This is a genomic window from Tateyamaria omphalii, from assembly GCF_019802125.1.
In the GTDB taxonomy this organism is placed as follows: Bacteria; Pseudomonadota; Alphaproteobacteria; order Rhodobacterales; family Rhodobacteraceae; genus Tateyamaria; species Tateyamaria omphalii_B.
The window spans coordinates 96991-117357 of sequence record NZ_JAHVHT010000004.1 but is presented as its reverse complement, the minus strand read 5'-3'; the positions used below and the strand labels follow the sequence as shown (position 1 = coordinate 117357).

Here is a 20367-nt window from a genome sequence, read left to right as displayed (position 1 = left end):
GGTACGGCGGCTCTTTGCAGCGCGCGGGTCCGTCCTTCCCTGTTTCAAAAAAATCCTCCCCGAAGGGTCGGGCGGCCATCGGTGCCGACCATTGGGGGCTCTGCCCTCGGCGCTGCGCGCCTCCCCCGGAGTTTATCTGGCAAAGTGAAAGAGGATCAGTGCCAGTCGAAGAACCCTTTGCCCGCTGTTTTCAAAAGCTCCTGTGCCAGATCTGTGCCCATGGCCGGGCCGTCCGCAACCGGGCCTTGCCGTGTGCCGCTGCATGCCTCCGAGCCATCGGGGCGGAGCACTTCACCCATCAGCGTCAGTGTGTCGCCGTCTATGGTAGCAAGCCCGGCGATGGGCGTCTCGCAGGAGCCGTCCAATGTGAACAGGAATTGCCGCTCGGTCGCCACGCGTTGCCCGGTGGGTGCGTCGTGGATTGCCGCCAACAGCTCGGCCGTATTGGCATCATTGCTGCGTCGTTCGATGCCGATGGCCCCCTGGGCAATGGCCGGCAGCATGTCGGTGGGCTCAATCGGGGTGGCCGGGACGTCCGACATGTTCAGCCGGTTCAGGCCCGCATGGGCAAGGAACGTGCAATCGGCGACCCCGTCTGCCAGCTTTTGCAGGCGGGTCTGAACATTGCCACGGAACTCGACCACGTTCAGATCCGGCCGCTTGACCAGCAGCTGGGCACGGCGGCGCAGCGACGAGGTGCCGACCGTCGCGCCCTCGGGCAGATCCGCGATGCTGGTCAGTCTGTGTGAGATGAACGCATCGCGCACATCTTCGCGCGGAAGGAATGTGTCTAGGACCAAGCCATCCGGCTGAACCGTCGGCATATCCTTGGTCGAGTGCACGGCGATGTCGATCTTACCGGCCAGCAGGTCTTCTTCAATCTCGCGGGTAAAGAGGCCCTTGTTTCCAATCTCTTTCAACGGGCGGTCCGCGTCGATCATGGACCGGTTGTCGCCCGTCACTTTGATCACGACGATCTCAAACGCGTCTTCGGGCAGGTCAAACGCGGCGCCAAGACGTCGGCGCGTCTCGTAGGCTTGGGCAAGGGCGAGGGGGGAGCCGCGTGTTCCGATCTTGAGCGGAGCGGCAGGAGAAGGTAGGCGCACAGTCATGGCTTTATCTTTTAGGTGTGTCAACTTATGTTGACAACTGGAAACGATCAGACAGGGGCGTGTGTGATGAAAGACGGCGGAACCGGCAAGACAATTCTGCGGGCCTTGGCGGGTGAAGTGCTGCCGACGCCGCCGATCTGGATGATGCGGCAGGCGGGGCGTTACCTGCCTGAATATCGCGCGACGCGGGCGCAGGCCGGGGACTTCTTGTCTTTGTGCTACAATCCAGACCTCGCCGCCGAGGTGACGTTGCAACCCATTCGGCGCTACGGTTTTGACGCCGCGATCCTGTTTGCCGACATCCTGCTGGTGCCGCAGGCGCTGGGTGCCGATCTGTGGTTCGTGACCGGAGAAGGGCCGCGCCTGTCGACCATCACGGATCAATCTGGTGTCGATGCATTGAAGCCGGTGGATAACATCCACGAGACGTTGAACCCCATCTACGAAACGGTTCGGATCCTGCGCCGCGAGCTACCCGATGAAACCACGCTGATTGGTTTTGCCGGGGCGCCGTGGACTGTCGCCACCTATATGATTGCGGGTCGGGGCACGCCGGATCAGGGGCCTGCACATGCCATGCGCGAGGGCAATCCTGCGGCCTTTGATGCGCTTATCGCGCGCATCACCGCGGCCACCATTGAATACCTTGCCGCGCAGATCGATGCCGGGGCAGAGGTTGTGAAGATTTTTGACAGCTGGGCGGGCTCGCTCAAAGGGGAGGCGTTCCAGAAATATGCTGTCGCTCCTTGTGCGGAGATTACGGCGGCCTTGAAGGCGCGATATCCGCATATTCCGGTCATTGGGTTCCCGCGTGAGGCTGGCGATGGATACATCGGGTTTCATGCTGCCACCGGTGTGGATTGTGTGGCGCTCGACAACTCGGTGTCGCCGGATTGGGCGGCGGCCAACGTGCAGACCAGTGGCGGTGTTCAGGGCAACCTTGCTTCGTCCCACATGGTGACGGGGGGACAGGCCTTGGTGGAGGAGACGCAGGCGATTGTGCGGGCGTTTTCGAAGGGGCCGCATATATTCAACCTGGGCCACGGGATCACGCCCGATGCGGACCCGGAGAATGTGGCGCTGATGATCGAGACGGTGCGGGCGACAAAGACCTGATTTCTGGCTTGACGACTCTGAGGCGCTGGCATAGGTCACGCCTCCATGGCGCGGTAGCTCAGCTGGTTAGAGCGCTCGACTCATAATCGAGAGGTCGGGAGTTCAAGTCTCCCCCACGCCACCATTCAACTCTGGTTTTCGAAGAAAATTGAAGCGTCCAGTGGACGGTTCAAAAGAGGCGAATGCCCCGAGCCCCTGCGAGGGGCTTGGCGAGACGTTTGTACTCCCCGTCCCAGCGTGGGACGCGACTCCGAACACTTGAATTCAATACCTTACAGGGGCGGATTCAGGAATTGTTAGGATTTGGAGGCGTCTTGTTGCAGCGCTTTGAGCACCTTAACAGCGCGGTCCGCGTCTGCTTGGCCGACAAAGATGTGGTCGTGGTGATAGGCGGCGACGACGTTGCAGCTGATGCCTGCGCCTGCCAGCGCGGTGGAGACGGCTGCGGTCAGGCCGATGCCTTCCAGGTCTGAGAAAACCTCGAGCGTGATAAGCGACATGACGACTGAGACGTCCTGACCCGCGGCCTGCGCCACATCGAAGGGTAGGATCAGGGTCATGCCTTCGGCCTCGCGGATCAGGGCGAAGGCGTCGGCCAGCCCGACAGGTTCCGGCATCGTGCAGAAGACCCAAGCGCCCGGTTGCAGGGCCGGGGTCATGCCGGAGATCATGGCGTGGGTGTCGGTGACGGGCATGGAACCTTAGGGGGTGCGGATGTCGAAGGCTGCGCGGATCGCGGTGTCTGTGGCGGCATCAATATAGGTTGGGTGATGGGTGGCAAGGATGGTGTCCACCTTTTGCGCGGCGCGGTCCCATGCGGTGAGGGCGCCGCCGTCTTCCCATGTCTTGGGCGTCTCTCGGTCGGCTAGGGTGGGGTAGACGTAGTCCCGTTCCATGGCTGCGATTGTGGCGGGACCGCCGAGAAAGTGGCCGTCGCCCAGAACCGCCGCATGGATGCCTGGAAGGTCAAGCGTGTCGTCCGACACCTCCACCCCGCGCAGGATGCGGTAGGTGGCGGCGTGCATTTCGTCGTCCAGCACGAAGGCCTCGAAACTTGCGCCGAGAAGGGCAGCCGTCATGCCGGAGCTTTCGTAGATCAGGTTGCCGCCTGCGAGCGCTGCGGCAAGCGATGTGAGCCCCTTTTCGACGCCATATTGTGCATCGAGTGCCTTGGCGTCTGTCATGGACGCGGCGACGCCCGAGACAAGGCCCAGATGGTTGATGATCTGGGCGGAGGCGGCGTTCATCACGGCGATCTCTCCGCCCCCGCCAGCGAATGCGCCGGTGCGCAGGTCGATCACCAGTGGCCAGTTCGAGAACACCATGGGGTGGCCGGGCTTGATGGCGTGCACCATCACGAGGCTGGCCAGTGTCTCGGCCAGCGATTGGGCGAGGAATCCGGCGAGCGTGGCGGGGGCGGTGGCCCCGGCCTGGGCGGCGGTGATGCAGGACAGGGGAATGTTGTGGTCGATGCAGGCATAGACCGTGTCGACCGCATCCGCGCCGAAGCGCATGGGTGAGATGACGGGACTGATATGCGCCTTGACGAAGGGGCGTTTGGCAAAGGCCCCGTCGCCCCCGGCCACCATGTCGAACATGTGGACGATGGGGGCGACGTGCTCAGCCAGTGTGAAGGCCGTGGCGACCGGTTTGGTCGTGCTGCGCAGGAGCGCGTAGGCGGTGTTGATGTCGAGCAGCCATTCGTCGGGCATGTCACCCGCGATGCAGCAGCGGGTGAACCAACTGACGTTGGTGAGCGTGTCCTGAAGCCGGGTGAAGTCGTGCAAGTCTTGCAGGGTCGAAGGACGGTAGAGCCGGGTTTGCCGGTCCAGCGTCTGGACTGCCGCGCCGCCGGTGCCGAAGTGGACGGCTTTGCCGCCAACCTCGATCGTGCGGGTGGGGTCGCGACCGTGGAGGGGGAAGGTCTTGGGCGCTTGATCTATGGCCTCTTCCACCAGTGCGGCGGGGATCGAGACGCGACCGTTTGGCAGGCTTTGCGCGCCTGCCGCTTCGAGTGTTGCGCGCAAACGGTCAGGGACTTCGCCCATGCCGAGATCGGCCAGAAGGGACAGGGCGGCGGTGTAGATGTGGTGAATGTCCGTGTTTGTCAGCGGGCGGTATTGACCGCCCGGCTGACCCGGCGGTGCGGGGTTCAGGGGTGGGCCTGCGGCACGGGCTTTCTTGCGGGCGCTGCGCCCTTTGCGCATGGGTTTCGGGTCGGACATGGGATCAGAGTTGGCAGGTTGTGCGCTCGCGCAAGCGTCGCCTCGCGAGTTCAGCGACAGCAAATACATGTTTTCAGAACAGTGAAGACAGGCGGGTGTGATTGACCGGCAGGCCGTGCCCTTCATTGTTCCGGCAAATATGCAAATCCGGAGTGCCGCCATGAAGACCCAGACCCGTTGTGTTGTGATCGGTGGAGGCATAGCGGGCTGTTCGACCCTGTATCATCTGACCCAGGAGGGCTGGACCGACGTGGTGCTGGTCGAGCGGGACGAGTTGACCAGTGGCACGACCTGGCATTCGGCGGCGCAGGTGACGAATTTCGGCATGAACCAGACGATGGTGGGGCTGAAGACGCATTCGATCAACCTGTATCAGGAGTTGGCAGAGGACCCGGAGTATCCCATCAACTACCACCATGCGGATGGGGGCATTCGGCTGGCCAATACGCAGGCGCAGATGGATGGGTATCGCCACTTTGCGTCCATGGCGCGGGGCATGGATGTGCATTTCGAGGTGATTGATGCCGCCGAATGCGCGCGGCGGCATCCGTTGATTTCGACCGACAATCTGGTGGGCGGTCTTTGGGACCCGCTGGATGGTGACATTGACCCGGCGCAGTTGTGTCAGGCGCTGGCGCGGCGGGCGCGGAAGGCGGGGGCGGAGGTCTATCGCCATACGCCCGTGACGGGGCTGACGCAGCACCGGGACGATAGCTGGACTGTGCATACGTCCAAGGGTGATATTGACTGCGAGGTCGTCGTGAACGCCTGCGGCTACCGGGTGAACGAGGTGGGCGCGATGATGGGAGTGCATCATCCCGTGGCCTCCATGGAGCATCAGTATTTCCTGACTGAAGAGATCCCGGCCATTCGCGATGCGGGTCATCGGATGCCGCTGCTGCGCTGTCCGATCAGCGATTATTACTGTCGGCAGGAGAAGAATGGCTTGCTGCTGGGGTTCTACGAACAGGATTGCAAGACGTGGGGCATGGACGGGATTTCGCCGGATTTCTCCAACGACCTGTGCCCGGACGATCTGGATCGGGTGACGGATGTGTTGGAGGGGGCCTTTGCCCGGATGCCCGCGCTGATGGAGGCGGGTGTGCATACGGTGGTGAATGGGCCGATCACCTATACCATCGACGGCGCGCCCTTGGTCGGGCCCATTCCCGGCAAGCGGAATGCGTTTTGTATCATCGGGTTGCGGGCTGGTTTGGGTGAGGGTGGCGGCCATGGGTGGCTGCTGGCCCAGCAGATCGTGCATGGGGAGGCGTGTTATGACACGTGGGTTTTGGACCCGCGTCGGTTTACCGGCCATGGCAATGTCGAGCTGACGGCGCTGAAGGCCATCGAGGATTATCAGAACGAGTTTCGGTTTCATTTCCCCAATGAGCATCGCCCGGCGGGGCGACCGATCAAGGCGACCCCTTTGACCCCTGTTTTGGCCGCGGAAGGGGCAGAGTTTACCGTCGTGAACGGGTGGGAGCGGGCGGAGTATTTCAAGCCCGCGCCGGGGTTCGAGGTGACGCACGGGTTTCACTTTGACGAGGCCTTTGACGTCGTCGCCGAGGAGGTGAAGGCCGTGCAGAACGGGGTGGGTCTGGCCGAGGTCAATGGGTTCAACCGGATCGAGATTGCGGGGTCGGATGCGCATCGGTTTCTGGATCATGTGATCTGTGGTCGGGTGCCGACGAAAGAGGGGAAGGTTGGGCTTGGGTATCTCTTGAACCACCATGGGTGTGTGAAGGCGGAGGCGACGGTTGCCAACCTGCCCGGTGGACCGGTCTGGTATGGGTCGGCTGCCGCATCCGAGTGGCACGACATGGATTGGCTGCGCGCTCATGCCGATGGGTTTGATGTGTCGTTTCAGTCGCTTACGAATGACTGGACCATCCTTGTGCTGGCGGGGCCGAAGGCGCGGGCGGTGCTGTCGGAGGCGTCGCGCGGGGACTGGTCGGCAGAGGCGTTTCCGTGGTTGTCGGTGCGTCGGGCGTTTGTGGGGGTGGCCCCTGCTGTCGTGATGTCGGTGAGTTTTTCGGGGGAGTTGGCCTATGAGATCCATGTGCCGAATGCGCAGCTTTATGCGGCTTATCTGGCTCTGCGGGCGGCGGGAGAGGCGCATGGGTTGCGGTTGTTTGGGGCGCGGGCGGTGGATGCGATGCGGATGGAGAAGGGGTTTCTGCATTGGAAAGCCGATCTGATTACGGAGTTCGATCCGTTCGAGACGGGGCTGGGGCGGTTTTTGAAGATGGATAAGGATTTCGTGGGCAAGGCGGCGCTTGAAGCGCGGCGGGCGAACGGGCTGTCGCGGCGCTTGGTGAGTATGCGGGTGGACAGCACCACATCGCCTGCGCATCCCGGGGCGTCGGTCATGCGGGATGGTGTGGTTGTGGGCACGGTGACCTCGGGCGATTGGGGGCACCGGATCGGCATGAACCTGGCCTATGCCTTTGTCGATCCGGCCGTTGCTGCGCAAGGCACTGAATTTGCTGTGGATATGCTGGGTGAGATGATCCCGGCGCGGGTGATCGCGCCGTCCCCTTATGATCCGGACATGACCCTCCCGCGCGGCTGAGCGAGGGCATGACAAAGCGGCGATATAGTTACAAAGGCGGGTGACAGCGTTCGCCCCGTTGCATAACAATCCCCCCGGAAGAGCGAGTCAGGGCACGGACGCCTGACCGGAAAAGGGAGGAAATTCATGTCACTCACACGCAAATCGTTCCTGAACATGGTGGGCGCGGCAGCGCTGGCCATCGGGTCGGGGACCGCCGCATTCGCGCAAGAGGTCACGCTGAACCTGCACCAGTTCCTGCCCGCGCAAGCTAATGTGCCCAAGCTGGTGCTGGATGTCTGGGCCGACAATGTCGAGGAAGCCAGCGGTGGCCGGATCAAGGTGGACCGCTTTCCGTCGATGCAGCTTGGTGGCCGTCCGCCGGAGCTGATTGACCAGGCAGTTGACGGTGTGGCCGATGTCGTCTGGACCGTCGTGGGTTACACGCCGGGTCGGTTCCCGCGGACCGAGGTGTTCGAGCTGCCGTTCATGATGACGGACGCGCGTGCGATGTCGTCCGCCTATTGGCAGATGTTCGAAAAACATATGAAAGACACCGAGTTCAAGGATGTGCACATCCTGGGCACATGGGTCCACGGGCCGGGCATGATCCACGTGAACAAGGAAGTGAAGACGCCAGCGGATATGGCGGGTCTGAAAATCCGGGGCGGGTCGCGCACCGTGAACAACCTGCTGGAAAAGATGGGATCGACCCCTGTGGGGATGCCCGTGCCTGCGGTGCCTGAGGGCTTGAGCAAAGGTGTGATCGACGGCACCACGATCCCGTGGGAAGTGACGGCGGCGCTGAAAATCCCGGAACTGGTGGGCAATCACACCGAGTTCGAAGGTAATGCGCTTTATACCCTGACGTTCGTGCTGGCGATGAACAAGGATCGGTATGAGTCGCTGCCTGCCGATCTGCAGAAGGTGATCGACGACAATTCGGGGCTGGAGTTCAGCATCTTTGCCGGTGGTACGCAGGCGGATTCCGATGGTCCGGCGCGCGCGGCGGCGGTCGACAATGGCAACAGCATCGTGACCGTGTCGGGCGATGATCTGGCCGCCTGGCAGGAAGCGGCGCAGCCGATTTATGATGAGTGGGTGGCCGATATGGAAAGCAAGGGCATCGACGGTCAGGCGCTGATCGACGAGGCGCGGGCGCTGATGGATGCCTACGAAGGCTGAACCGTTTACGTGAATGAAAGTCGGGCCGCGGCAGGAATGCTGCGGCCCGATTTTTCCAATGAAAAGAGGCAGGTATGTTTAGGCTCGTGAAATGGCTGTCGCGGTTTTCGGCGGTGATTGGGGGTATCGTTCTGGTGGCCCTCGTCCTGCTGACAACGCTGTCGATCGTGGGGCGCGAGCTGTCAAAGCTGGGCCATGCGCTGGGCGAGGGCTGGTTCGGGCAGATGCTGCTTGCGAGTGGTGTGGACGAGATCAAGGGCACCTATGAGCTGACTGAGGCGGGCGTTGCATTTGCCATTTTCGCCTTTTTCCCGGTCTGCCAGTTCTATGGTCAGCACGCGACGGTCGATGTGTTCACCTCGGCCCTGCCGCGTCGCGGGCTGGGTTGGCTGCGCGCGTTCTGGGAGGTCGTGCTGGCCGCCGTGATCGTGTTCATTGGCCTGCGTCTGTACGAAGGTATGTTGCGCTATTTGGGCAATGGCGAGACGACGCTGTTCCTGCAATTTCCGGTCTGGTGGGCCTATGCCGCGAGCGTGGGTGCTGCGGCGATTGCCGGGCTGACGGCGGTCTATTGCGCTTGGGTGCGGGTGGTCGAAGCGGCCACCGGGCGCCAGATTTTGCCAGAGGGTTAACAGGCGATGGATTGGATTCGCGATATTGTCCAGTTTCTGGGCCTGACCCGGTTGGAACTGGGGTTCTGGTCGTTTCCTATTTTGTTGGGCCTAATTTTTCTGCGCGCGCCCATCGGGCTTGCGATGTTCCTGATGGGGTTGCTCGGGTGGATTTTTGCGATGAACGGCAATGCCACGCCGATCCTCGCCAAGCTGAAATCGGAGACGTACACGACGTTTTCGAATTACTCGCTCACCATCATTCCGATGTTCCTGCTGATGGGGCAGTTCGCGACCCTGTCCGGCATGTCCACGTCGCTGTTCAAGGCGGCGGAGAGCTTTCTGGGCCACCGGAAGGGCGGCGTTGCCATGGCGTCGGTCGGCGCCTGTGCGGGCTTTGGCGCGATCTGCGGATCGTCACTGGCGACGGCGGCCACGATGGGCCGCGTGGCGCTGCCGGAGCTGAAACGATACGGGTATTCAGGCGGGTTCTCGACCGCGACCCTCGCTGCCGGGGGCACGCTGGGCATTCTGATCCCGCCGTCTGTGATCCTGGTGATCTATGCGATCATCACGGAGCAGAATATTGCCAAGCTGTTTCTGGCGGCCTTTGTCCCCGGCATTCTGGCGGCGGTCGGCTATGTGCTGACCATTTCCATCTATGTGCGCCTGTTCCCGGGCAGTGCGGGCACGCGGGAGGCCGTGCCGTGGCCGGAGCGCTGGAAGGCGCTGGGCGAGACGTGGCCGGTGCTGGCAATTTTTGCGCTGGTTGTGGGCGGTATTTACGCCGGGTGGTTCACGCCGACCGAGGGCGCTGCTGTGGGTGCGGCGGGCACCGGGCTGGTCGCTTGGCTGGGCGGCAACCTGAGCTGGCATGTGCTGGGCGAGGCGCTGATCGGGACGGGCAAGACCACCGCCATGATCTTTTTCATCGTGTTTGGGGCGGCGCAGTATAACGGGTTTCTGGCCCTGTCGGGCGCGCCGCAGTGGTTGGCGGATTTCGTTCTGTCCCAGGGGTTTACGCCCATTCTGGTGCTGAGCGTGATCCTGCTGTTCTATCTGGTGTTCGGCTGTGTGATGGACAGCCTGTCGATGATCCTGCTGACGGTGCCGATCTTTTTCCCGGTGATCTCGGGCCTCGATTTCGGGATGAGCCCGGAGCATGTGGCGATCTGGTTTGGCATTCTGGTGCTGATCGTCGTGGAGGTGGGGCTGATCACGCCGCCGGTGGGGATGAACCTGTTCATCATCAACGCGATGGACCGGGAGACGCCGATCACCGAAACCTACAAGGCGGTGCTGTTTTTTGTCGGGTCGGACATTTTCCGGGTGATTCTGCTGGTGGCCTTTCCCGCGATCACGCTGTTTTTGATCCCCTGACGCGCTGTGCGCTTTTGTGGGTGCGGTGTTGATTTGCATTAAAGTGCTAACTTAAGTGCGCACTCTTTGTGAGATGCGGGCGTGCCGCGCACTATACCGCAGCGACCTTGAGTCTTTGGGAGGGGACACATGGCGAACGCGGCATCCTATTTCGTGGACCGGCATGTGTCGGAGGGGCGTGGCGACACTGTCGCCTTTCGTGAGGTTTGGACCGGGCGCAGCCTGACCTATGGCGCGCTGGCCGGGGCGTCGGGCCGGGCGGCGGCGGCGTTTCTGGCGGCGGATGTGCGACCCGAGGAGCGGGTGGCGATGCTTGTGCTGGACCAGATCGAGTTTCCGGTGCTGTTCTGGGGCGCGCTGAAGGCGGGGGTGATCCCGGTGCCGCTGAACACGCTGCTGGCGACGCCCGTGTACGATGCGATTTTGCGGGACAGTCGGGCGACGATGCTGGTTGTGTCGGAGCCGTTGTGGGACGTGGTGGCGCCGGTGTTGGCGGGCAATCCGTATCTGCGGCGTGTTGTGGTTGTTGGTGCCGCGCGGGAGGGGGCGGAGACCTATGACGCCTTCATGGCGCATGCGGGTGCGCCGTTGGAGCCGTTTGAGGCCAAGGATGATGAGACGGCGTTCTGGCTCTATTCCTCGGGCTCGACCGGGCAGCCGAAGGGGGTGCATCATATCCATTCGGCGTTGAAGGCGACGGCGGATACTTATGGCGCGCATGTGTTGCAGGTGCGGGCGGAGGATGTGGTGTTTTCAGCCGCGAAGTTTTTCTTTGCCTATGGGCTGGGCAACGCGATGACCTTTCCGATGTCGGTGGGCGCAACGGTCGTGATCTTTGGCGGGCGGCCGACGCCGGATGCGATGGTGCAGGTGATTGCGGAGGAGCAGCCGACCGTGTTTTGCGGGGTGCCGACGCTTTATGCCGCGATGGTGGCGCATATGGAGCGCCACGGGGCGCCGGATGCGCCTTTGCGGACGTGCATTTCGGCGGGTGAGGCGTTGCCGGAGGATGTGGGGCTGCGGTGGGAGAAGCTGACCGGCGTGCCCATTCTTGATGGCGTGGGGTCGACCGAGATGCTGCATATCTTTTTGTCGAATGCGCCGGGGGATGTGGTTTACGGCACGTCGGGCGTGCCGGTGCCGGGGTATGAGGTGCGGCTTGTGGATGAAGCCGGGGCCGAGGTTGGTACGGGTGAGGTCGGTGAACTGCTGGTCAATGGGGCGTCTGCTGCCGGGGGGTATTGGAACCGGCGGGACAAGACGCGGGGTACGTTCGAGGGCGTATGGACCCGAACGGGCGACAAGTATGAGCGGCGGGCAGATGGGCGCTACGTCTACTGCGGGCGGACGGATGACATGTTCAAGGTGTCAGGGATCTGGGTGAGCCCTTTTGAGGTGGAGCAGGCGATTACCTCTCATGCCTCGGTTCTGGAATGCGCCGTGGTGGCCGCGAAGGATGAGGATGGGCTCGAGAAGCCCAAGGCCTTTGTCGTGCCGCATGGGGAGCGGCCCGAGGGCCTCGAAGAGATGCTGAAGGACCATGTGAAGGATCGCGTGGGTAAATGGAAGTATCCGCGCTGGGTGGAGTGTGTGGAGAGCCTGCCAAAGACCGCGACGGGCAAGATCCAGCGTTTCAAGCTGCGGGAGGGCGCGTGATGGACTGGGGCAAAGGCATTGTTTCGGTTGCCGGGCATGATCTGGAATATGCGTGTTGGGGACCTGCGCCGGGGGACGCACCCACGCTGGTGATGCTGCATGAAGGGTTGGGGTCGGTCGGGCTGTGGCGCGACTGGCCTGCGGCGTTGGCGGACGCCACGGGCATGGGTGTGCTGGCCTATTCTCGGGCTGGGTACGGGCGGTCGTCATCTGTGCCCGTGCCCCGTCCGCTGGAATACATGACGTGGGAGGCTGAGGATGTGCTTGGCCCGCTCATGGATGCGGCCGGAATACGGGCGGCCCTGTTGCTGGGCCATTCGGATGGAGCGACGATTGCCGCCATCTATGCGGGGTCTGTGTCGGATATGCGGGTGCGGGGCCTGATCCTGATTGCGCCGCATTTCTTTGCCGAGGCTGAGGGGCTGGAGGCCATTCGGGCGGCGAAGACGCTCTATGAGGACGGTGATTTGCGGGAGCGTTTGGCCCGGCATCACGATCACCCGGATGTGGCGTTCTACGGCTGGCATGATGCCTGGACCGATCCGCGCTTTGCCGAGTGGAACGTGGCGGATGCGATTGACCACTGGCGCATCCCGGCGATGGTCGTCCAGGGGGCCGAGGATGCCTATGGCACGCTGGCGCAGGTTCGGGAGGTGCAGGAGCGCGCCTATTCCCCGGTCGAGGCGTTGATCGTCGATGGGGCCGGACATGCGCCGCATGAAGATGCGCCGGAGATCGTGACGCCCGCTGTGGCGGCGTTCTGCGCGACGTTGATGGCGTTGGAGGATGCGCCCTCGGAGACGCAGTAAAGTGCATTAAATCGCGGTATGCGGCGGCATATTGTGCATTTCAGGGCCTGCGCGGTGTAGCATAATGCCACTTTCGACCCTTCAAGGCACATGTGATTCATGACCCAGATCATCGATTTCCGGACCGATCCCAGCCGCTACAAGCATTGGCGTGTGGACTATGACGGTCCGGTGGCGACGCTTTGGATGGATGTGGACGAGGATGGCGGGCTGTTTGACGGCTATCAGTTGAAGCTGAATTCCTATGACCTTGGTGTCGATATCGAGTTGAACGATGTGGTCCAGCGGATGCGGTTTGAACATCCGGAGGTGAAGGTGGTTGTCATGCGCTCGGCCAAGGACCGGGTGTTTTGTGCCGGGGCCAATATTCGGATGCTGGGCGGGGCGGCGCATTCGCACAAGGTCAACTTCTGCAAATTCACGAACGAGACGCGGAATGCCTATGAGGCGGCGGAGGCGGAGAGCGGGCAGAAATACGTAGCTGCCGTGCAGGGGGCCTGTGCCGGGGGTGGGTATGAGCTGGCGCTGGCGTGCAATCATATCATGCTGACGGATGATTCAACGTCGTCGGTCGCTTTGCCCGAGGTGCCGTTGCTGGCGGTGCTGCCGGGGACGGGGGGCCTGACCCGTGTGACCGACAAGCGGATGGTGCGGCGGGATCGGGCGGATGTGTTTTGTTCGACCGAGGAAGGGGTGAAGGGCAAGCGTGCCGTGCAGTGGAAGCTGGTGGACGAGGCGGTGCCCAATGCGCGGTTTGATGACGTCGTGGCGGAGCGTGCGGCGGAGTTTGCGGCGGCCTCGGCCAAGGCGGATGTGGCGCAGGGGATCACGCTGGGGCCTATTGAGCGGACGGTGTCTGATGATGGGTCGGTTTCTTATGGCCTCGTTGAAGTGACCGTGGATCGCGCGGCGCGGCGGGCGGAGATTTTGATCAAGGGGCCCGAGGGTGACGCCCCTGCCGATGTGGAGGCGTTGGTGGCTAAGGGCGATCAATCCTACATCCTGCGGCTTGCGCGGGAGTTGGAAGATGCGGTTTTGCATCTGCGTCTCAATGAGATGGAGGCGGGGCTGTGGGTGATCCGGTCGCAGGGCGATCCGGAGGCGGTCTTGGCCCATGAGGCGCTGGTTTTGGACAACCCGGAGCATTGGTTGTGCAATGAGATCCGCCACTATTGGAAGCGGGTGTTGAAGCGGGTGGATGTGACCTCGCGCTCGTTGGTGGCCTTGGTCGAGCATGGGAGTTGCTTTGCCGGGGTCTTGGCCGAGCTGCTGTGGGCGGTGGACCGGTCCTACATGATGGAGGACGAGTTTGAGGGGGACAATCGGCCCCTCGCCGCAATCACCTTGAGTAAGGGGAATTTTGGGGCCTATCCGATGGGGAATGACCTGACGCGGTTGGAGACGCGGTTTTATGGGTCGGACGCGGCTGAGGGCCTTAGGGAGCATATCGGCGCGGCGTTGGAGGCTGATGAGGCTGACGAGGCTGGGTTGGTGACCGAGATCCTCGACGACATCGACTGGGAGGATGAGATCCGGATTTTTCTGGAGGAGCGCGCCAGCTTCTCCCCCGACGCGATGACCGGGATGGAGGCGAACCTGCGCTTTGCCGGGCCGGAGACGATGGAGACGCGGATCTTTGGCCGTCTGACCGCCTGGCAGAACTGGATTTTCAACCGGCCCAATGCGGTTGGAGAGGATGGCGCGTTGCAGCGGTATGGGACCGGTGTGCGCGGTGATTTCAACATGGAACGTGTGTAGCGGTGCGCAGTGAATGCGCACCCTACGGACATGAGGAGGAGATGAAGACATGACTGTGATGAACGTCAGCTATGACACCCAAATCCCCAACAATGTGGGGCTGAGCCAGGACCGCAAGGTGCTGAAAGCGCTGGAGAAATGGCACCCCGGCTATATCAACTGGTGGAATGACCTGATCCCGCAGAACTTTCAGGAATCGATGGTGTATCTGCGCACGGCTGTCAGCGTGGATCCGAAGGGCTGGGCCAAGTTCGACTATGTGAAGATGCCGGAATATCGCTGGGGTGTTCTGTTAGCCCCGGCGGTTGAGGATCGGCGCATTCCGATGGGTGAGCACTATGGTGAGCCTGCGTGGCAGGAGGTGCCGGGCGAGTATCGCAACATGCTGAAGCGGTTGATTGTGATCCAAGGCGATACCGAGCCGGGGTCGGTCGAGCAGCAGCGGTTCCTGGGCCTGACGGCACCGTCGCTTTACGACATGCGCAACCTGTTTCAGGTGAATGTCGAGGAAGGGCGGCACCTGTGGGCGATGGTGTATTTGCTGCAGAAATACTTCGGCAAGGATGGGCGCGAGGAGGCGGATGATATGCTGGTCCGGTCCTCGGGCAACGAGGATGCGCCGCGGATGTTGGGTGCCTTCAATGAAGAGACGCCGGATTGGCTGTCGTTCTTCATGTTCACCTATTTCACAGACCGGGACGGGAAGATGCAGTTGGAGAGCCTTGCGCAGTCGGGTTTTGACCCGCTGTCGCGCACCTGCCGCTTCATGCTGACCGAGGAAGCGCATCATATGTTTGTGGGTGAGACGGGCGTGACGCGGACCATTCAGGCGACCTTGGCCGCGATGCAGGCGCATGGGATTGATGATCCCTATGACATCGACAAGATCCGCGATTTGGGCGTCATTGATCTGCCGACGATCCAGAAGAAGCTGAACCTGCATTATACGCTGAGCCTTGATCTGTTTGGGCAGGAGGTGTCGACCAACGCTGCCAATGCGTTCAATGCAGGCATCAAGGGGCGGTATATGGAGCAGCGGATTGATGACGATCATAAGCTAACGGGTGATACCTATGCCGTGGCGAGCATCGTGGACGGCAAGATCGTGACGCAGGATGTGCCTGCGCTGACGGCCATCAACATGCGGCTGCGGGATGATTACATCCGCGATGCCTCGGGCGGGTTGCGCCGGTGGAACAAGCAGATCTCGCGCACCGGCATCGAATTCGAACTGAAGCTGCCGCATGAGGGGTTCCACCGGAAGATCGGGGTGTTTGCCAATCAGCCGATCACGCCGGAGGGTGAGTTCATCAATTCCGCCGATTGGGAGGCGCGCCAGCACGAATGGTTGCCCACCAAGGAAGATGGTGCTTTTATTCAGTCATTGATGAAGCCGTGCTACGAGCCCGGCAAATACGCCAGTTGGATCGCCCCGCCCAAGGTCGGGATCGACAACAAGCCAGGTGACTTCGAATACGTAAAACTTCACATGGCGTGAGGATGAACGCGATGCAGGTTCAAAGGACTGTTGTTGAAACACCCCCGCCCCAACGTGCCTTTTGCGCGCTGGAGTGCAAGGGCTGCACAGGCATGTGCTTTGCGCTTTACATGATGCTCACCCGCGAAGAGCAGGATGCCATGTCAGAGCGCTACATGTCCGGCAACAGTGCTGAAACCTGTCATTGAAACGGGTCACTGACGGAAGGTACATCAATGAAAGTGGGTATTTATTACGGCTCGGAGACGGGCAATTCCGAAATGCTGTGCGAAGACATCGAGGCGGAACTGGGCGACGGGTTCGACTGCGACATCCAGAGCCTGGCCGATGTGGACCCTTCCGCGATGGAAAAGGACGCTTTCTACATCATCGTCACCTCGACCTATGGGAATGGCGATCTGCCGTCGACCGCATTGCCGTTCGAAGAGGCGTTGACGGAAGGCAAGCCGGACCTGAACGGCATCCGATTTGCCATCTTCGGGCTGGGCGACATGGTCTTTGCCGAGACGTTCGCCCACGGCTCCATGAAGCTCGCTGAGATGATGAAGGCGCAAGGGGCCACGCAAGTCGGCGAGCGCGGCATCCACGATGCGTCCGGCATTGAAATGCCCGAGGATATCGCGCTGCCTTGGGTCAAGGGCATCATGGGATTGATGGACGCGGAACAGGCTGCTTGAGCGAAACCTTCACGCACGACATCCGGGTCACGTGGGGCGACTGTGATCCGGCCAAAATCGCCTATACCGCCCGTTTGCCGTGGTTTGCCCTCGACGCGATCAATGCCTGGTGGGAGGCGCATCTGGGCGGGGATGGGTGGTATCAGCTTGAGCTTGACCACAATATCGGCACCCCGTTTGTTCACATGAGCATGGACTTCCGTGCGCCGGTCACGCCGCGTCACAGATTGATCTGTGAGGTGTGGCCCAGCCGGTTAGGGGAGAAGTCCGTGACCTTTCGCGTGGATGGGCGCCAGGATGGCACCTTGTGCTTCGAGGGAACATTCACCTGCGTCTTTGTCATTGCCGACCAGTTCAAGAGCCAGCCTGCACCGTCTGTTCTGCGGGACGCGCTGACCCCGCATCTTCGCGCAACATGATCCGTTGATCTGGCGCCATCGCGCCCTACAACTTTCCATTACGAACAGATTAAGTGCGCATGACATCACCAAAACCCATACCTGATGGCGCAATCCCGATGATTGCACGCCTCGCCACCCGTGTTCGCGCGGCGCGTGACGCGCTGGGCCTGCCCCGGCGTGAGTTGTCCGAACGCTCGGGTGTGTCGCCCCGCTATCTGGCCCAGCTTGAGGCGGGCGAGGGCAATATCTCGGTCATTCTGTTGGAGCGTGTGGCGACGGCGCTGAACTTGCGGATTGAGGACCTGTTGTCCGAAGCGCCGCCCATGCATGGGGATGTGGCCCGCGTGGCCCGCTTGTATCAGGCCGCCCCTGCGCAGGTGCAGGGCCGGGTGCGGGCGCTTCTGGCACCTCAGAACCCACTGGCGTTACGGGCGCAGCGCATTTGCCTGGTTGGTTTGCGCGGCGCGGGCAAGTCCACGCTTGGTCGGATGGCAGCGGCAAAGCTGAAGATCCCATTTGTCGAGTTGAATGAAGAGATCGAAGCCGAGGCGGGTATGCCCTTGTCCGAGGTTATGGCGCTTTATGGCCAGGATGGTTATCGCGCGCTTGAGGCTGAGGCCGTGGCGCGTGTGGTGGACCGGCACGACAAGCTTATTCTGGCTGTTGCAGGCGGGATCGTGGGCGATGAGGCGGCGTATGACATGCTGCTTGAGCGGTTTCATACGGTCTGGATCCGCACCAGTCCGGGTGAACATATGGCGCGTGTCCGTGCGCAGGGGGACTTGCGCCCGATGGAGGGCAATCCGGTGGCCATGGAGCAGCTCAAGGCGCTGCTGAGCCATCGGACGCCTGCCTATGAGCGCGCCATGGCGCAGGTGGATACGGCGGCCAAGCCTGTATCGACGTCACTGAACGAATTGCTGGCCATCATTGCCAAGTATCGTTTCCTTGAGGGCCTTGGCCCGTGAGCGGAACCGTTACCCCGTTGCAGGACGCCTTTTGGCGGGCTTGCGAGGTGCTGCTTTACCGTCACACGACACCCTGGGATCTGGATGAGGCGCTGGTCGACTGGGGCTATGGGCTGGGTCCGTGCGAGGTGCAGGACCTTGTCGGGTTGGACAAGGTCCTGGCGGCGCGCAAGGGCGCCGATGTTACGCCCGTTCTGCCGCGTATGGTGGCAGAGGGCCGGTTGGGCAAACGCTTTGGCTGGGGGTTTTACCGCTATCCCGGTGGGGGCGGTGCGGTCATTGATCCGCTGATCGAAGACCTGATCTGTGAAGAGGCGTGGTTTGCGAAAGTTGACCGTGTCGAGCTGACGGGCGCGGACCTTGTGGCGCGCCTGCACGCCGATATTGGTCCGCTGCTGCGCACTGATCTGGATGCGGCGGTCACGCAGCTGCATTTCCCTGTGGATCGGTTGGCGACGATCTGAGCCGTTGGGCGGACGCTGTTTGGCTGCGCCAAAGACGCCCCGCCCGCCGTCCCGTTTTGTCGCGTCATGCTGATCTGTCATGCCATCGATCTTCTGACATCCATGAAAAAGGGCCGCGCGATGGCGGCCCCTCCTGTTCGTTTTCCGATCCGCAGGTCAGGTCCAGGCGACCTGGGCCGGGCGGAATTCGTAGGTGATATGGTGCTCTGCACCCACCAGACCTTCCTTGGTGTGGTTGGTCAGCGACCGCCAGTAAGGCTGGATCGTAACGCCTGCGTCCTGGATCATCTTCTGGCCGATGGCCATCAGCTTGCGACGCTCTTCGACGTCCGCTGTCGCCAGTGCCTTGGCGAGGTTCTCGTCGAACTCGGGGCTGGACCAGCCGAACTCGTTCCAGGCTTCGCCCGAACGGTAGGCCAGGGCCCAGATCTGGACGCCCAGCGGGCGGTGGTTCCAGTTGGTCGAGCTGAACGGGTACTTGGCCCAGTCGTTCCAGAAGGTCGAGCCGGGCAGAACCGTCCGCTTGACGTTGATGCCTGCGTCACGCAGCTGGGCCGCGACCGCGTCGGTGGTGTCCTTGCGGTAGCCATCGTCGATCGAGATCAGCTCGTGCTCGAAATCACCCATGCCTGCTTCGTCCATCAGGGCCTTGGCGCCTGCGGGGTCGACCTCCATGGGGGGCATTTCGGCATATTCCGGGTGGAACGGGGCAACGTGGTGGTTTTCGGCCACTTCGCCGCGGCCGCCGATACCCAGCTCGAGCAGGATGTTGTTGTCGACAGCCATGGTGATGGCGCGGCGCACGCGCTCGTCTTCGTAAGGGCGTTTCCCGTCGACTTCAGCCAGCTGGTTCGGACGGACCACGATGGTCGCGGCCGTCACGATGTCGTTCTGCACCATGCCGTCGATGGAAGCGATCAGATCGACGAAATCACCATCGACCGAGTAGGTCATGTCGATTTCCTCGGCTTCGGCCGCAGCCATCCACGCCGCGGGGTCCGTGCCGTAGTCGATGAACTCGATGCGGTCCATGTAAGGTCCGCCCTGGACCTCGGTGCCCCACCAGGTGTGATCGGTGTTCTTGACCAGGACACCTTTGACACCCACTTCGAGCGACTCGGGCAGGTAGGGACCTGTTCCGATCGGGTTGCTGACCCCGGTTTCCGGCGTATACGAACTGTGCACGATGGCCGCCGGGTAGTCCGCCATGCCTGCGATCAGCGAGATGTCGGAGGCGGGCAGGTTCAGTTTGACCGTGTGGGTGTCGACCACTTCGATCGCGCCTTCGATGGCCTTGTTCGTGTCGGCGTCGATCAGCGTGTTGAAGCGACCGGCCATCGAGTTGCCTTCGAGGTCCTTTTCACACCAGCCGGCGATGTTGCGGGCCACGTCTTCGGCGGTGAAATCGTCACCGTTGTTCCACTTCACGCCCTTGCGGACGTTGAGGGTGTAGACGGTGGCGTCGTCATTGATTTCCCAGCTTTCCAGCAGAGAGGGCTGGAAGGTACCGTCGTTTTCGTAGGTCACCAGGTATTCCAGCCAGCCGCGTGAGAAGTTGGCGATCTGCGACCAGTCATAGGTGCGTGGATCCTTGTGCGCGCGGACCTCGATCTGGTAGCGCAACGTGCCACCGTCCTGATGCGCAGCGGCACGTGCGGCGGGCGCAGACAGGCCCAGCATACCGTAGGCGACGGCTGCGGTGGCGCCGAAGCTGCTGGCTGTCGCCAGAAATTCGCGGCGGTTGATGGGATCGTCGCCGACCTTGGCGGCCGAGGCCACGATGGCCTGTGGCAGCGGCTTGCCGGTGCGGGTTATGAATGTCATGTTCTTCCTCTCTGTTGGCGTCGCAAACATTTGTTTGCGCCCTTGTCGGCCAGGGTGAGTGCCCGACCTGTTCGGTGTTGCAGTTGACCTGCGTTTTTGTCGCCATCCCGTGGCGGGAGACGCCCGGAG

General features: G+C 62.1%; 18 protein-coding genes and 1 tRNA gene. 15 read left to right on the top strand and 4 right to left on the bottom strand.

Translation table 11 applies throughout. From position 1 onward, the window contains the following. Window positions 1-155: 155 nt before the first annotated feature. A complete protein-coding gene (hemC, locus tag KUV51_RS16490; RefSeq protein WP_222522547.1) occupies window positions 156-1112 on the bottom strand; it encodes a hydroxymethylbilane synthase in 957 nt (318 codons plus the stop codon). Window positions 1113-1178: 66 nt separating this feature from the next. Between hemC and hemE the strand changes: the two genes are divergently transcribed. Further along, on the top strand, window positions 1179-2228 hold the full coding sequence (gene hemE, locus KUV51_RS16485) for a uroporphyrinogen decarboxylase (RefSeq protein WP_222522546.1): 1050 nt from the start codon (window positions 1179-1181) through the stop codon (window positions 2226-2228). Window positions 2229-2275: 47 nt separating this feature from the next. Next, window positions 2276-2352: transfer RNA gene (locus KUV51_RS16480), tRNA-Met, on the top strand. A gap of 172 nt (window positions 2353-2524) precedes the next feature. On the opposite strand, the gene KUV51_RS16475 is transcribed toward KUV51_RS16480, so the two are convergent. Then, the gene (locus KUV51_RS16475; RefSeq protein WP_222522545.1) at window positions 2525-2923 is read right to left on the bottom strand and encodes an ACT domain-containing protein; all 399 of its coding nucleotides are present in this window, start codon (window positions 2921-2923) and stop codon (window positions 2525-2527) included. A 6-nt stretch (window positions 2924-2929) separates the two neighbouring features. Further along, a complete protein-coding gene (locus KUV51_RS16470; RefSeq protein WP_222522544.1) occupies window positions 2930-4453 on the bottom strand; it encodes a trimethylamine methyltransferase family protein in 1524 nt (507 codons plus the stop codon). 160 nt (window positions 4454-4613) lie between these two features. Here KUV51_RS16470 and KUV51_RS16465 point away from each other — a divergent pair, with 160 nt between their 5' ends. From KUV51_RS16465 to KUV51_RS16405, 13 genes are all read left to right on the top strand, one after another. Further along, on the top strand, window positions 4614-7028 hold the full coding sequence (locus KUV51_RS16465) for an FAD-dependent oxidoreductase (RefSeq protein WP_222522543.1): 2415 nt from the start codon (window positions 4614-4616) through the stop codon (window positions 7026-7028). 126 nt (window positions 7029-7154) lie between these two features. Next, window positions 7155-8192, top strand: a complete 1038-nt coding sequence (locus KUV51_RS16460; protein ID WP_222522542.1) for a TRAP transporter substrate-binding protein — start codon at window positions 7155-7157, stop codon at window positions 8190-8192. Between the two features lie 74 nt (window positions 8193-8266). Beyond that, the gene (locus KUV51_RS16455; protein WP_222522541.1) at window positions 8267-8824 is read left to right on the top strand and encodes a TRAP transporter small permease; all 558 of its coding nucleotides are present in this window, start codon (window positions 8267-8269) and stop codon (window positions 8822-8824) included. Between the two features lie 42 nt (window positions 8825-8866). Continuing rightward, on the top strand, window positions 8867-10183 hold the full coding sequence (locus KUV51_RS16450) for a TRAP transporter large permease (protein WP_222522814.1): 1317 nt from the start codon (window positions 8867-8869) through the stop codon (window positions 10181-10183). A gap of 129 nt (window positions 10184-10312) precedes the next feature. Continuing rightward, window positions 10313-11839 (top strand): benzoate-CoA ligase family protein, encoded by a 1527-nt coding sequence (locus KUV51_RS16445; protein ID WP_222522540.1) that lies wholly within the window; start codon window positions 10313-10315, stop codon window positions 11837-11839. Continuing rightward, window positions 11839-12648, top strand: coding sequence for an alpha/beta fold hydrolase (locus KUV51_RS16440; protein WP_222522539.1), 810 nt, complete (start codon window positions 11839-11841; stop codon window positions 12646-12648). The genes KUV51_RS16445 and KUV51_RS16440 overlap by 1 nt, the downstream gene beginning before the upstream one ends. A 99-nt stretch (window positions 12649-12747) precedes the next feature. Next, window positions 12748-14406: a 2,3-epoxybenzoyl-CoA dihydrolase gene (boxC, locus tag KUV51_RS16435; protein WP_222522538.1), complete on the top strand. Its 1659-nt coding sequence runs from the start codon at window positions 12748-12750 to the stop codon at window positions 14404-14406. A 49-nt stretch (window positions 14407-14455) separates the two neighbouring features. Then, window positions 14456-15904 (top strand): benzoyl-CoA 2,3-epoxidase subunit BoxB, encoded by a 1449-nt coding sequence (gene boxB, locus KUV51_RS16430; RefSeq protein ID WP_222522537.1) that lies wholly within the window; start codon window positions 14456-14458, stop codon window positions 15902-15904. Window positions 15905-15915: 11 nt separating this feature from the next. Further along, the gene (locus KUV51_RS16425) at window positions 15916-16092 is read left to right on the top strand and encodes a hypothetical protein (protein WP_189799491.1); all 177 of its coding nucleotides are present in this window, start codon (window positions 15916-15918) and stop codon (window positions 16090-16092) included. A gap of 27 nt (window positions 16093-16119) precedes the next feature. Continuing rightward, a complete protein-coding gene (locus KUV51_RS16420) occupies window positions 16120-16581 on the top strand; it encodes a flavodoxin domain-containing protein (protein ID WP_222522536.1) in 462 nt (153 codons plus the stop codon). Next, window positions 16578-17000: an acyl-CoA thioesterase gene (locus KUV51_RS16415; RefSeq protein WP_222522535.1), complete on the top strand. Its 423-nt coding sequence runs from the start codon at window positions 16578-16580 to the stop codon at window positions 16998-17000. The genes KUV51_RS16420 and KUV51_RS16415 overlap by 4 nt, the downstream gene beginning before the upstream one ends. Before the next feature lie 59 nt (window positions 17001-17059). Then, window positions 17060-17950, top strand: coding sequence for a helix-turn-helix transcriptional regulator (locus tag KUV51_RS16410; RefSeq protein ID WP_222522534.1), 891 nt, complete (start codon window positions 17060-17062; stop codon window positions 17948-17950). Continuing rightward, entirely contained in the window at window positions 17947-18414 is a 468-nt protein-coding gene (locus tag KUV51_RS16405) for a 3-hydroxyacyl-CoA dehydrogenase family protein (RefSeq protein ID WP_222522533.1), read from the top strand. Before KUV51_RS16410 ends, KUV51_RS16405 begins: the two co-directional genes overlap by 4 nt. Before the next feature lie 156 nt (window positions 18415-18570). On the opposite strand, the gene KUV51_RS16400 is transcribed toward KUV51_RS16405, so the two are convergent. Then, on the bottom strand, window positions 18571-20238 hold the full coding sequence (locus KUV51_RS16400) for an ABC transporter substrate-binding protein (RefSeq protein ID WP_222522532.1): 1668 nt from the start codon (window positions 20236-20238) through the stop codon (window positions 18571-18573). Between the last annotated feature and the right edge of the window lie 129 nt (window positions 20239-20367).

Bases quoted from the DNA above. Each gene is read 5' to 3' on its own strand.
- hemC (WP_222522547.1), bottom strand. From the start codon at position 1,112: ATGACTGTGCGCCTACCTTCTCCTGCCGCTCCGCTCAAGATCGGAACA.
- hemE (WP_222522546.1), top strand. From the start codon at position 1,179: ATGAAAGACGGCGGAACCGGCAAGACAATTCTGCGGGCCTTGGCGGGT.
- KUV51_RS16475 (WP_222522545.1), bottom strand. From the start codon at position 2,923: ATGCCCGTCACCGACACCCACGCCATGATCTCCGGCATGACCCCGGCC.
- KUV51_RS16470 (WP_222522544.1), bottom strand. From the start codon at position 4,453: ATGTCCGACCCGAAACCCATGCGCAAAGGGCGCAGCGCCCGCAAGAAA.
- KUV51_RS16465 (WP_222522543.1), top strand. From the start codon at position 4,614: ATGAAGACCCAGACCCGTTGTGTTGTGATCGGTGGAGGCATAGCGGGC.
- KUV51_RS16460 (WP_222522542.1), top strand. From the start codon at position 7,155: ATGTCACTCACACGCAAATCGTTCCTGAACATGGTGGGCGCGGCAGCG.
- KUV51_RS16455 (WP_222522541.1), top strand. From the start codon at position 8,267: ATGTTTAGGCTCGTGAAATGGCTGTCGCGGTTTTCGGCGGTGATTGGG.
- KUV51_RS16445 (WP_222522540.1), top strand. From the start codon at position 10,313: ATGGCGAACGCGGCATCCTATTTCGTGGACCGGCATGTGTCGGAGGGG.
- KUV51_RS16440 (WP_222522539.1), top strand. From the start codon at position 11,839: ATGGACTGGGGCAAAGGCATTGTTTCGGTTGCCGGGCATGATCTGGAA.
- boxC (WP_222522538.1), top strand. From the start codon at position 12,748: ATGACCCAGATCATCGATTTCCGGACCGATCCCAGCCGCTACAAGCAT.
- boxB (WP_222522537.1), top strand. From the start codon at position 14,456: ATGACTGTGATGAACGTCAGCTATGACACCCAAATCCCCAACAATGTG.
- KUV51_RS16425 (WP_189799491.1), top strand. From the start codon at position 15,916: ATGCAGGTTCAAAGGACTGTTGTTGAAACACCCCCGCCCCAACGTGCC.
- KUV51_RS16420 (WP_222522536.1), top strand. From the start codon at position 16,120: ATGAAAGTGGGTATTTATTACGGCTCGGAGACGGGCAATTCCGAAATG.
- KUV51_RS16410 (WP_222522534.1), top strand. From the start codon at position 17,060: ATGACATCACCAAAACCCATACCTGATGGCGCAATCCCGATGATTGCA.
- KUV51_RS16400 (WP_222522532.1), bottom strand. From the start codon at position 20,238: ATGACATTCATAACCCGCACCGGCAAGCCGCTGCCACAGGCCATCGTG.